Genomic DNA, 12035 nt, shown 5'->3' with positions numbered 1-12035 from the left:
CCCTCCCGTTCTCCGGGAATGGCGGCCGGCCTTCTCGTCCCTTACGGAAGGTGTGCCGGATGACCAGTACGGTCCCCGCGTCCTTGACCCGCACGGCCGAAGGCGCCGCCCTGCAGGCGGTCCTTCTCGACATGGACGGAACCCTGGTCGATACCGAGGGCTTCTGGTGGGACGTCGAGAAGGAGGTCTTCGCAGGCCTCGGGCACCAGCTCGACGAGGCCTGGCGGGACGTGGTCGTCGGCGGTCCGATGACCCGCAGCGCCGGCTACCTCATCGACGTCACCGGCGCCGACGTCCGGCTGGACGAGCTGACGGTGCTGCTCAACGACGGATTCGAGAAGCGCATCGAGCGCGGGGTGCCGCTGATGCCGGGCGCCGAGCGGCTGCTCGCCGAACTGGCCGCGTACGAGGTGCCCACCGCGCTCGTCTCCGCCTCCCACCGCCGGATCATCGACCGGGTGCTGGAATCGGTGGGCCGCCACCACTTCGCGCTCACCGTCGCCGGGGACGAGGTCGCCCGGACCAAGCCCCACCCCGAGCCCTACCTCACCGCGGCCGCGGGCTTCGGGGCCGACCCCTGGCGCTGTGCCGTCATCGAGGACACGGCGACCGGAGTGGCCGCAGCCGAGGCCGCTGGCTGCCGGGTCGTTGCCGTGCCCTCCGTCGCCCCGATCGCGCCCGCGGCCGGACGTGTGGTCGTCGGCTCCCTCGAAGAGGTCGACCTCGCCTTCCTGCGCAAGCTCATCACCCAGGCGGGCGGAACGGGCTGACCCGCGCCGGGCGTGCACCCGCGCCCGCCGCGCACTTGTGAACGAACAGTGGATTTCCTGGTCGTCCTCGTGTGCGTTCCGGCAACGTTCCGTGGATGTGGATCAGTTGCGGGGTGCCCCTGTGAAGAGGTCCGACAGGTGACCTTCCTCACCTGGGGGTCTGCGGAGGGCTGCCGGGATCGGATGAGCTGTCCGTAATCGTGGGTGTATGTCATCCCATCCGGTCGCCGGAGGCGTGGGAGCCGCCCGCCGGGCGGTCGGAGGCGCCACCCGCGGCTACTAGCTTGGATTCCTCACCTGCCGGGATGAGGGAGAACGTCCAGATGAACCGCAAGACCCTGGTGCTGCCGGCCGTCGTCGGCCTGCTCGCCCCCGTGCTCGCCGCCTGCGGCAGCACGGACAGCGGCGCCGGTGGCGACGGAGCCATCGTCGTCGGCACCACGGACCAGCTCGTGGCCTCCAAGGAGAACCCCGCGCCGCTCGACCCGGCCATCGGCTACGAGGCGGGCGTCTGGAACGTCCTGCGGCAGACCGTGCAGACCCTGACCACGGTGCCGGGCGGCGGTGGCGAGCCGGTGCCCGAGGCCGCCCGCAGCTGCACCTTCACCGACACCGCGAACGAGAGCTACCGCTGCACCCTGCGGGCGGGCCTCACCTTCGCCGACGGGGCGCCCGTCACCGCCGAGGACGTCAAGCACTCCATCCAGCGCGTCATCGACATCGACGCGGACAGCGGGCCGGTCGGACTCCTCGCCAACATCGACATGATCGAGACCAAGGGCGACGACCAGGTGATCTTCCACCTGAACGCGCCCGACGCGACCTTCCCGTACAAACTCGCCACCCCCGCCGCCGGCATCGTCCCGAAGGCGCAGTACCCGGCGAAGAAGGGCCGCACCGGCTTCCAGGTGAACGGCTCCGGCCCGTACACCATGGAGCCGCGGGTCGAGGACGGCCGGGTCGTCGAGATCGCCTTCACCAAGAACCCCTCGTACAAGGGCGAGCTGAAGGTCCTCAACGACAAGGTAGAGATGGAACTGTTCCCCGACGCCGAGGCCATGGGCAAGGCGCTCGACGAGGAGAAGATCCACATGATGACCCGGGCGATGTCGCCCCAGCAGGCCCGCGACATGCTCGTGGAGCCGGAGGAGGGCATCGAGCTCACCGAGCTGCCCGGCCTGGCCATCAGCTACCTCGGGTTCGACACCAAGGACCCCGCGGTCAGCAAGCCCGTCCGGCAGGCCATCGCGCAGCTCGTCGACCGGGGCGCGATCGCGGGCAAGGTGTACGGCACCACCGCCGAACCGCTGTACTCGCTGATCCCGTCCAGCATCGCCGGGCACACCAACGCCTTCTTCAACAAGTACGGCGAGCCCAGCGCCGCCAAGGCCCGGGCGATCCTCGACGACGCCGGGATCAAGACGCCGGTGAAGTTCACCCTGCACTACACCAGCGACCACTACGGCCCGGCCACCGCCGAGGAGTTCAAGGCGATCCAGCAGCAGCTGAACAGCTCGGGCCTCTTCGACGTCTCCGTCCAGGGCAAGGAGTGGTCGCAGTACCGCCCCGAGCAGAAGCGCGGCGACTACGCCGCCTACGGCATGGGCTGGTTCCCCGACTTCCCGGACCCGGACAACTACACCGCGCCCTTCCTGGACGAGAACAACTTCCTCAACTCGCCCTACCGCTCGCGCGAGGCGCAGAAGGTCCTCATCCCGCAGTCCCGCCGCGAGACCGACCGCACCGCCGCCGGCCCCACCTACGAGAAGCTCCAGGACATCGTCGCCACCGATGTTCCGGTGCTGCCGATCTGGCAGGGCAAGCAGTACGTGGCCTCCCGCGACGGGATCGCCGGTGTGGAGCGCTCCGTCAGCGCCACCTCCGAACTCCAGCTCTGGGAGCTCAACCGGCCCAACGTCTGAGACCTTGACCGGAAAGCCGTCCGGCCCGCCCCCTCCTGTTTCCAGGACGGGGGCGGGCCGGACGGCTTCGTCGTGTGCGTGTGCGTGTGCGTGTGTGTTGTGGTGCGGGTGTGCGGGGCCGCTACTGTGCGCCGGGACGCACCAGCCCGCTCTCGTACGCGTACACCGCGGCCTGCACCCGGTCGCGCAGGCCCAGCTTCGTCAGCACATGGCCCACATGCGTCTTGACCGTCGTCTCGCTGACGAACAGATCCGCCGCGATCTCCGCGTTGGACAGGCCCCGCGCCACCAGCTTCAGCACCTCGACCTCACGGTCCGTCAGCGTGTGCAGGGCGTCCGGCACCGGGTCCTCACCGGACGGCAGGTGATCCGCGTACTTGTCCAGCAGACGGCGCGTGATGCTCGGCGCGAGCATCGCCTCCCCTGCCGCCACCACCCGGATCGCCTGGACCAGCTCCGCCGCCGGAGCGTCCTTCAGCAGGAAGCCGCTCGCCCCGGCGCGCAGCGCCTCCACCACGTACTCGTCGAGATCGAAGGTGGTCAGCACCAGCACCTTCGCCGGGCCGTCCTTCCCGGGGCCGGTGATCTGACGCGTGGCCTCCACGCCGTCCATCCGCGGCATCCGGATGTCCATCAGCACCACATCGGGCTGCAGCGCCCGCACCTGCTCGATGGCCTGCAGACCGTCACCGGCCTCACCGACCACCGCCAGATCGCCTTCGGCCTCCAGAATCATCCGGAAACCGGTGCGCAGCAGAGGCTGGTCATCGACCAGAAGGACGCGGATCGCCACAGGAACTCCTTAAGGGCCCTCAAGGGCCACGGCACGGCCGGCCTCGGCCTGGACCGGTCCCATTCTGCCCTGGCCATCCTCACCCGAATCCGCCGGGCGGACCGACAGCGGGTATACCGGGGGAGTCCCGCCGAATTCCGGACACACCGCCTGGTGGTCGCACCAGCCGCACAGTTTCGTCGGCCGGGGCCGCCAGTCACCGGTCTCCGTCGCCAGCGAGATCGCCTCCCACAGCGCCAGCAGCTTGCGCTCCACCCGCTCCAGGTCCGCCACCACCGGGTCGTACGTCAGCACGTCCCCGCTGCCCAGATAGACCAGCTGGAGGCGGCGCGGCACCACGCCCTTCAGCCGCCAGATCACCAGCGCGTAGAACGTCATCTGGAACAGCGGACCGTCGGAATACTCCGGCCGCGGCGCCTTCCCCGTCTTGTAGTCGACGATCCGGACCTCGCCGCTCGGTGCGACGTCCACCCGGTCGATCACCCCGCGCAGCCGCAGCCCCGACTCCAGCTCCGTCTCGACGAACAGCTCACGCTCCGCCGGCTCAAGACGCGTCGGGTCCTCCAGCGAGAACCACCGGTCCACCAACCGCTCCGCCTCACCCAGCCAGCGCGTCAGGCGCTCCCCCTCGGTGTCCCCGGCGAACAGCCCGGTCAGCTCCGGCTTCGACTCCAGCAGCCGGTCCCACTGGCCGGGAATCAGCGCTCGCGCCCGCGGCGCCGTCCGGTCGGCCGCCGGTGCGTCGAAGAGCCGCTCCAGCACCGCATGGACCAGCGTGCCGCGGGTAGCCGCCTCGCTGGGCTTCTCCGGCAGCTTGTCGATGACCCGGAAGCGGTAGAGCAAGGGACACTGCATGAAATCGCTCGCCCGCGACGGCGACAGGGACGAAGGCGGCTGGGGCGGCCGCGGCACGGAAGTCATGTCTCCAGACCCTACGGCCCGCCACTGACAGCGAGCGGCTTACCATCGACGGCAGACCCTCGCACACTGCATGATCGTGGCAAACGCCACTCACCGAACCGAAGGGACCCCGTGGACGACAGCGGCGACAGCGGGCGGCCGCAGCCCGGCGCAGGGGGAACGGCCCCCGGCGCCGATCCCGACAACGGCAAGCCGAAACGTCCCGCCGAGCCGGGCGGCGGCCTGCTCATGGGCCGGCCCTTCGGCGTGCCCGTCTACGTCGCCCCCAGCTGGTTCGTCGTCGCCGCGCTGATCACCTGGGTGTTCGGCGGCCAGCTCGACCGTGTGCTGCCCGAGCTGGGCGCCGCCCGCTACCTCGTCGCCCTGTTCTTCGCCATCGCCTTCTACGCCTCCGTGCTCGTCCACGAACTGGCCCACACGGTCGCCGCGCTGCGCTACAAGCTCCCCGTCCGCCGCATCCAGCTCCAGTTCTTCGGCGGCGTCTCGGAGATCGAGAAGGAGAGCGAGACACCCGGCCGCGAGTTCGTCCTGGCCTTCGTCGGACCGCTCCTGTCCCTGGTCCTCGGCGGCGTCTTCTACGGCGCGATGCAGTTCGTCGAGCCCGGCACGGTCCCCGGCGTCCTGGTCGCGGGCCTGATGATCTCCAACCTCATCGTGGCCGCCTTCAACCTGCTGCCCGGCCTGCCGCTGGACGGCGGCCGGATGCTCCGCGCCGTCGTCTGGAAGATCACCGGCAAGCCCATGAGCGGCACGATCGCCGCCGCCTGGGTCGGCCGCGGCCTCGCCGTCGTCGTCCTCGTCGGACTGCCGCTGCTCACCCACACCGGAGCACTCGGCGGCACCGCCCAGAACATCGGCGGCGTCGAGACCGTCATGGACGCGCTGCTCGCCGCGATCCTCGCGGGCATCATCTGGACCGGCGCCGGGAACAGCCTGCGCATGGCCCGCCTCCGCGAGCACCTGCCCGACCTCCGGGCCCGCACCCTGACCCGCCGCGCCGTCCCCGTCGAGTCCGCCACCCCGCTCTCCGAAGCGCTGCGCCGGGCCAACGAGGCGGGCGCCCGCGCCCTCGTCGTCGTCGACGGACAGGGCAACCCCAAGGGCGTCGTCCGCGAGGCCGCCATCGTCGGAGTCCCCGAACACCGCCGCCCCTGGGTCGCCGTCAGCGGCCTCGCCCAGGACCTCACCGACGGCATGAAGGTCCCCGCGGAACTGGCCGGCGAAGCCCTCCTGGACCGGCTCAAGGCCACCCCCGCCACCGAGTACCTGGTCGTCGAGGAGACCGGCGAGATCTACGGAGTCCTCTCCACCGCCGACGTGGAGCGCGCCTTCGTCAAGGCCATGGCCCGCCCCGGCGCCTGACGGCCCTCCCGGACGGTCGGCGGCCGCGGCCCGGGCGGTCGGCGGCTGCGGGCCTGCGCGGTCGGCGGCCCGGGAATCACCGGTAGGCTGGTCACATGTCTGAACCGACCGGTGCCGCCCGCCGACGTGGGCCCTTCAAGGTCGGGGACCAGGTACAGCTCACCGACCCCAAGGGCCGCCACTACACCTTCACGCTCGAAGCCGGAAAGAACTTCCACACCCACAAGGGTTCTTTCCCGCACGACGAGCTGATCGGTGCTCCCGAGGGCAGTGTTGTCCGCACCACGGGAAACGTCGCCTATCTCGCGCTGCGCCCCCTGCTCCCCGACTACGTCCTGTCCATGCCCCGCGGCGCCGCCGTGGTCTACCCCAAGGACGCCGGCCAGATCCTGGCCTTCGCCGACATCTTCCCCGGCGCCCGCGTCGTGGAGGCCGGGGTCGGATCCGGCTCGCTCAGCACCTTCCTGCTGCGCGCCATCGGCGAGCAGGGCATGCTGCACTCCTACGAGCGCCGCGAGGACTTCGCCGAGATCGCGCAGCAGAACGTCGAGCGCTACTTCGGCTCCCCGCACCCGGCCTGGCAGCTGACCGTCGGCGACCTCCAGGACAACCTCTCCGACACCGACGTCGACCGCGTCGTGCTGGACATGCTCGCCCCCTGGGAGTGCCTGGAGGCCGTCTCCAAGGCCCTGGTGCCCGGCGGCATCCTCTGCGCCTACGTGGCCACCACCACCCAGCTCTCGCGCACCGTCGAGTCCATCCGCGAGATCGGCTGCTTCGCCGAACCGCAGCCCTGGGAGTCGATGATCCGCAACTGGCACGTGGAGGGTCTCGCCGTCCGCCCCGACCACCGGATGATCGGCCACACCGGCTTCCTGGTCACCGCCCGCCGCCTCGCGGACGGCGTCGAGCCGCCGCTGCGCCGCCGCCGCCCGTCCAAGGGCGCCTACGGCGACGACTACGACGGACCCGGCAGCCAGAGCCGCGGAGGCTCCGCCGCCGACCGCGGCTGACCCGTCCAACGTACCGGCGCCGCCGCGCAGTTCCCCGACCGACCGGGGAACTGCGCGGCGGCGCCTTTTCGTTGCCCCCGCCGTTCCGCCCCGGTGTGAGGTGTGGCACGATGCCGGCAACCCCTCGGAGGTGTCCCCACCCCCTCACCGGGCTTCCAGGAACCATCAGGAGACATACCGCGTGCAGACCCCCGCGCTCCCGGATCTCGCCCACACCGCCGCCAAGCCGATGCACTGGCTCGCCACGGCCGCGGCGATGGCCGGGGTCGTCGCACTGGCCGGGCTGCTCCAGCCCCGTACGGCCACCGCGACCGCGACGGCCCCCGAGCAGCGGGCCACCACGCAGCACGGCGCCCCCGTGCCCGCTCCCGACCCGGCCGGCGCGGAGTTCCCGCTGGAGTGCGGCGGCGCCGGGACGACCGTCGCGAAGAAGGCCTCCGGGGACCTCGACGGCGACGGACGGCCGGAAACCGTCGCCGTGGTGCACTGCGACGCCGGATCGGGGACCCCGCCCGGCGGCATCTACGTCCTGACACGGAGCAGCGGGGCCGCACCCAGGGTCGTGGCGACCCTGGTGGACCCCGCTGACAGGAAGACCGTCGGCGACTTCGCCGTACGTGACGGCCTCGTCTCGGCGACCCTGCTCGGCTACTCCTCGCTCGACGTGCCCCGCTGCTGCCCCGACCAGGAGGAACAGGCCTCCTGGCGGTGGAAGGGGAAGGCGTTCGTCCGCACCTCCGGGGACCTCGCACGCAGCGTCTGAGCGCGCACCGCGAGGCTCCGGCCGGCTCGGGGCGCGAGCCCCCCGTACCGGCTAGTCGGCGTCGGGTCCGTACACCTCGACGCTGTCCTTGACGCGCCGCACGTGGATGCAGTCCCCGGGGCACTCCTTGGCCGAATCGACGACGTCCTGGAGGAGCGGCAGCGGCACCGGCGTGGTCGCCCCCGGGCTCTGCAGGAGCTCGTCGTCGCCGCTCTTCACATAGGCCAGGCCGTCGATGTCCAGCTCGAAGACGTCGGGGGCGTACTGCACACAGATGCCGTCGCCCGTACAGAGGTCCTGGTCGATCCAGACCTCCAGGTCCTGCGTGTCACTGTCGCCCGGCGAGTCCTGCTGCACGGTCATGTGTCCTGCCGTTCCTGCGTATCTGAACCAATTGGAGCCAGCCCTGACGGGTGTTGAACAGTTCGACGATACAACCGGCGGCTTTCCGGTGGCGAAGGGTGGGTATTCCCTTGACGTGAGGGAGAGCGCAAGGGTGAAGATCGGACACACCCCGCAGTCTTTGTGATCTAGGGGTTTCAATCACCACCCACCCAGGTAGGGTCAGGAAGCGTCCAGCTCCCCATGGAGGAGGTGAGGACCGTGGCAGCCCACGACGACGACATCAACCGCGGCATCCGGCCCGCGCGAGGGTCAGAGGACCCAGCCGGCCAGGTTGCCTATCTCGAGCAGGAGATCGCCGTCCTGCGACGTAAGCTCGCCGACTCTCCGCGTCACTCGAGGATTCTCGAAGAGCGGATCGTCGAGTTGCAGACGAACCTGGCAGGCGTGTCCGCACAGAACGAGCGGCTCGCCAACACGCTCCGTGAGGCGCGTGACCAGATCGTGGCCCTCAAGGAGGAGGTCGACCGGCTGGCGCAGCCGCCGGCCGGCTTCGGCGTCTTCCTGCAGGCCAACGAGGACGGCACCTGCGACATCTTCACCGGGGGCCGCAAGCTCCGGGTGAACGTGAGCCCCAGTGTCGAGCTCGACGACCTCCGGCGTGGCCAGGAGGTCATGCTCAACGAAGCGCTCAACGTGGTCGAGGCCATGCAGTTCGAGCGCGCCGGGGACATCGTCACCCTCAAGGAGATCCTTGAGGACGGCGAGCGCGCCCTGGTGGTCGGGCACACCGACGAGGAGAGGGTGGTGCGGCTCGCCGAGCCGTTGCTGGACATCACCATCCGCTCCGGCGACGCCCTGCTCCTGGACTCCAGGTCGGGTTACGTCTACGAGGTGGTCCCCAAGAGCGAGGTCGAGGAGCTGGTCCTCGAAGAGGTCCCGGACATCGACTACGACAAGATCGGCGGCCTGGGCGACCAGATCGAGCTGATCCGCGACGCGGTCGAGCTTCCGTACCTGCACCCCGACCTCTTCAAGGAGCACGAGCTCCGCCCGCCGAAGGGCATCCTGCTCTACGGTCCGCCCGGCTGTGGCAAGACGCTCATCGCCAAGGCCGTCGCCAATTCGCTCGCCAAGAAGGTCGCCGAGGTCACCGGGCAGCCCGCGGGGAAGAGCTACTTCCTCAATATCAAGGGCCCCGAGCTCCTCAACAAGTACGTCGGCGAGACCGAGCGGCACATCCGCCTGGTCTTCCAGCGTGCGAGGGAGAAGGCGAGCGAGGGCACCCCCGTCATCGTCTTCTTCGACGAGATGGAGTCCCTCTTCCGTACCCGCGGCAGCGGCGTCAGCTCCGACGTGGAGAACACCATCGTCCCGCAGCTGCTCGCCGAGATCGACGGTGTGGAGGGCCTGGAGAACGTCATCGTCATCGGCGCCTCCAACCGCGAGGACATGATCGACCCCGCCATCCTGCGACCCGGCCGTCTCGATGTGAAGATCAAGATCGAGCGTCCGGACGCCGAGGCGGCGAAGGACATCTTCGCGAAGTACCTCACCCCGGGGCTCCCGCTACACGCGGACGATCTGGCCGAGCACACCGGCTCCCGGCCGGCCGCCGCCCACGCCATGATCCAGTCCGTCGTGGAGCGGATGTACACGGAGTCCGAGGAGAACCGCTTCCTGGAGGTCACGTACGCCAACGGCGACAAGGAAGTCCTCTACTTCAAGGACTTCAACTCCGGCGCGATGATTCAGAACATCGTCGACCGGGCGAAGAAAATGGCCATCAAGGCATTCCTGGAACAGGGCCAGAAGGGGCTGCGGGTCGCTCATCTCCTGCAGGCCTGCGTGGACGAGTTCAAGGAGAACGAGGACCTGCCGAACACGACCAACCCGGACGACTGGGCCAGGATTTCCGGCAAGAAGGGTGAGCGGATCGTCTTCATCCGCACACTCGTCACCGGAAAGCAGGGTGCGGACACCGGCCGTTCCATCGATACGGTGGCCAATACCGGCCAATACCTGTAATACGCGGACCGGCTGCGGAAGCCCCCAGGGGCCTCCGCAGCCGGTTTCATTCCCCCGTTCCGGCCGAGCCGGAGCAATGTCGTAATGGAGCTCCCCACCGGCGCAGAGGCGCTCTAGGCTCTGCGGTACCGCCGAGTCGCGCAGTGCGGTGACGGGCACCGCACACGCACCGGACACAGCAGCGGTACTTGAGCGTCGTCCCCGGAGGGGCCGACGCCGGGCAAGGAGGGCCGCATGACCGTACGGCGAGTAATGGGCATCGAGACCGAGTACGGGATCTCCGTCCCCGGCCACCCCAACGCCAATGCCATGCTCACCTCGTCCCAGATCGTCAACGCCTACGCGGCGGCGATGCACCGGGCGCGCCGCGCCCGCTGGGACTTCGAGGAGGAGAACCCGCTGCGTGACGCGCGAGGCTTCGACCTCGCCCGCGAGACCGCCGACTCCAGTCAGCTGACCGACGAGGACATCGGCCTGGCCAATGTCATCCTCACCAACGGCGCCCGGCTGTACGTCGACCACGCACACCCCGAATACAGCTCCCCGGAGATCACCAATCCGCGCGACGCGGTGCTCTGGGACAAGGCCGGCGAACGGATCATGGCGGAGGCGGCCGAGCGGGCGGCCGCCATCCCGGGCGCGCAGCCGATCCACCTCTACAAGAACAACACCGACAACAAGGGCGCCTCCTACGGCACGCACGAGAACTACCTCATGCAGCGGGAGACGCCGTTCTCGGACATCGTGCGCCATCTGACGCCGTTCTTCGTCTCGCGCCAGGTCGTCACGGGCGCGGGCCGGGTCGGCATCGGCCAGGACGGCAACGAGCACGGCTTCCAGATCAGTCAGCGCGCCGACTACTTCGAGGTCGAGGTCGGGCTGGAGACCACGCTCAAGCGCCCCATCATCAACACCCGGGACGAGCCGCACTCCGACGCCGAGAAGTACCGCCGGCTCCATGTGATCATCGGCGACGCCAACCTCTCGGAGATCTCCACCTATCTCAAGCTCGGCACCACGTCCCTGGTGCTGTCCATGATCGAGGACGCCTTCATCAACGTCGACCTCGCGGTCGACCAGCCCGTGCGCACCCTGCACCAGGTCTCCCACGACCCGGACCTGCGGCAGCTGATCACGCTCCGCAGCGGCCGGACGCTCACCGCGGTCCAGCTCCAGATGGAGTACTTCGAGCTGGCCCGCAAGTACGTCGACGAGCGGTACGGCGCGGACGCCGACGAGCAGACCAAGGACATCCTGGTCCGCTGGGAGGACACCCTCAACCGGCTGGAGACCGATCCGATGAGCCTGTCGGGCGAGCTGGACTGGATCGCCAAGCGGGAGCTCATGGAGGGCTACCGCCGCCGCGACGCGCTGGACTGGGACGCGCCCCGGCTGCATCTGGTGGACCTCCAGTACGCGGACGTACGGCCTGACAAGGGCCTCTACAACCGCCTGGCGGCCCGCGGGAAGATGAAGCGCCTCCTGGAGGAGGACGACGTCACCAGGGCCCGTACGAAGCCCCCGGAGGACACCAGGGCCTACTTCCGCGGGCGCTGCCTGGAGCAGTACGCCGACGACGTCGCGGCGGCCTCGTGGGACTCGGTGATCTTCGACCTGCCGGACCGCGACTCGCTGCAGCGGGTGCCCACCCTGGAACCGCTGCGCGGCACGAAGGAACACGTCAAGGACCTGCTGGACCGCTGCCGGACGGCGGAGGAGCTGGTCCGGGTGCTGTCGGGCGGCTGAAAGGCCTCCGGGCTGGGAATCAATCACCTGAGGCGCGGGCGTTGCATCAACTACCGGGTCAAATGTCGGACCCCGTGGGTAGGGTCTGATCGAGAGCTTCGATTGCTTCGAACCGAGCGGGGTGAGCTAGATGGCGACCAAGGACACCGGCGGCGGACAGCAGAAGGCGACACGTTCCACCGAGGAGGTCGAGGAGCAGGCGCAGGACGCGCAGGCGTCCGAGGACCTCGCGGAGCGTCAGGAGAAGCTGAGTGACGACGTCGACTCGGTCCTGGACGAGATCGACGACGTCCTGGAGGAGAACGCCGAAGACTTCGTTCGGTCCTTCGTTCAAAAGGGTGGACAGTAGTTCACCCCTGTGAACCCCCGGAGGTG

Annotated in this window: 11 protein-coding genes; 8 read left to right on the top strand and 3 right to left on the bottom strand. The window is 69.6% G+C overall.

What is annotated here, in order from left to right:
* The first annotated feature begins 59 nt into the window (after nucleotides 1-59).
* Both D581_RS0122930 and D581_RS0122925 read left to right on the top strand, forming a co-directional pair.
* The gene (locus D581_RS0122930; RefSeq protein ID WP_018959535.1) at nucleotides 60-770 is read left to right on the top strand and encodes an HAD family hydrolase; all 711 of its coding nucleotides are present in this window, start codon (nucleotides 60-62) and stop codon (nucleotides 768-770) included.
* A gap of 323 nt (nucleotides 771-1093) precedes the next feature.
* A complete protein-coding gene (locus D581_RS0122925) occupies nucleotides 1094-2692 on the top strand; it encodes an ABC transporter substrate-binding protein (RefSeq protein ID WP_018959534.1) in 1599 nt (532 codons plus the stop codon).
* A 121-nt stretch (nucleotides 2693-2813) separates the two neighbouring features.
* On the opposite strand, the gene D581_RS0122920 is transcribed toward D581_RS0122925, so the two are convergent.
* A complete protein-coding gene (locus D581_RS0122920; RefSeq protein WP_018959533.1) occupies nucleotides 2814-3485 on the bottom strand; it encodes a response regulator transcription factor in 672 nt (223 codons plus the stop codon).
* Nucleotides 3486-3494: 9 nt separating this feature from the next.
* Nucleotides 3495-4340, bottom strand: a complete 846-nt coding sequence (locus tag D581_RS0122915; RefSeq protein ID WP_026290812.1) for a RecB family exonuclease — start codon at nucleotides 4338-4340, stop codon at nucleotides 3495-3497.
* Between the two features lie 177 nt (nucleotides 4341-4517).
* On the opposite strand from D581_RS0122915, the gene D581_RS0122910 reads away from it, so the two are divergent.
* The 3 genes from D581_RS0122910 to D581_RS0122900 all read left to right on the top strand — a co-directional run bounded on the left by D581_RS0122910 (nucleotide 4518) and on the right by D581_RS0122900 (nucleotide 7544).
* Nucleotides 4518-5768, top strand: coding sequence for a site-2 protease family protein (locus D581_RS0122910; protein ID WP_018959531.1), 1251 nt, complete (start codon nucleotides 4518-4520; stop codon nucleotides 5766-5768).
* A 95-nt stretch (nucleotides 5769-5863) separates the two neighbouring features.
* Nucleotides 5864-6781, top strand: coding sequence for a tRNA (adenine-N1)-methyltransferase (locus tag D581_RS0122905; RefSeq protein ID WP_018959530.1), 918 nt, complete (start codon nucleotides 5864-5866; stop codon nucleotides 6779-6781).
* Between the two features lie 181 nt (nucleotides 6782-6962).
* Nucleotides 6963-7544: a hypothetical protein gene (locus D581_RS0122900; protein ID WP_018959529.1), complete on the top strand. Its 582-nt coding sequence runs from the start codon at nucleotides 6963-6965 to the stop codon at nucleotides 7542-7544.
* A gap of 51 nt (nucleotides 7545-7595) precedes the next feature.
* On the opposite strand, the gene D581_RS0122895 is transcribed toward D581_RS0122900, so the two are convergent.
* Nucleotides 7596-7907: a ferredoxin gene (locus D581_RS0122895; RefSeq protein WP_018959528.1), complete on the bottom strand. Its 312-nt coding sequence runs from the start codon at nucleotides 7905-7907 to the stop codon at nucleotides 7596-7598.
* A 240-nt stretch (nucleotides 7908-8147) separates the two neighbouring features.
* On the opposite strand from D581_RS0122895, the gene arc reads away from it, so the two are divergent.
* The 3 genes from arc to D581_RS0122880 all read left to right on the top strand — a co-directional run bounded on the left by arc (nucleotide 8148) and on the right by D581_RS0122880 (nucleotide 12009).
* Complete coding sequence (gene arc, locus D581_RS0122890; RefSeq protein ID WP_026290811.1) at nucleotides 8148-9914, top strand: proteasome ATPase; 1767 nt, start codon at nucleotides 8148-8150, stop codon at nucleotides 9912-9914.
* Between the two features lie 234 nt (nucleotides 9915-10148).
* Complete coding sequence (gene dop, locus D581_RS0122885; protein ID WP_026290810.1) at nucleotides 10149-11660, top strand: depupylase/deamidase Dop; 1512 nt, start codon at nucleotides 10149-10151, stop codon at nucleotides 11658-11660.
* 130 nt (nucleotides 11661-11790) lie between these two features.
* A complete protein-coding gene (locus D581_RS0122880; RefSeq protein ID WP_003970166.1) occupies nucleotides 11791-12009 on the top strand; it encodes a ubiquitin-like protein Pup in 219 nt (72 codons plus the stop codon).
* Nucleotides 12010-12035 lie beyond the last annotated feature (26 nt).

This window comes from Streptomyces sp. CNB091 (genome assembly GCF_000377965.1).
This window is presented reverse-complemented; position numbering and strand designations above follow the sequence as displayed.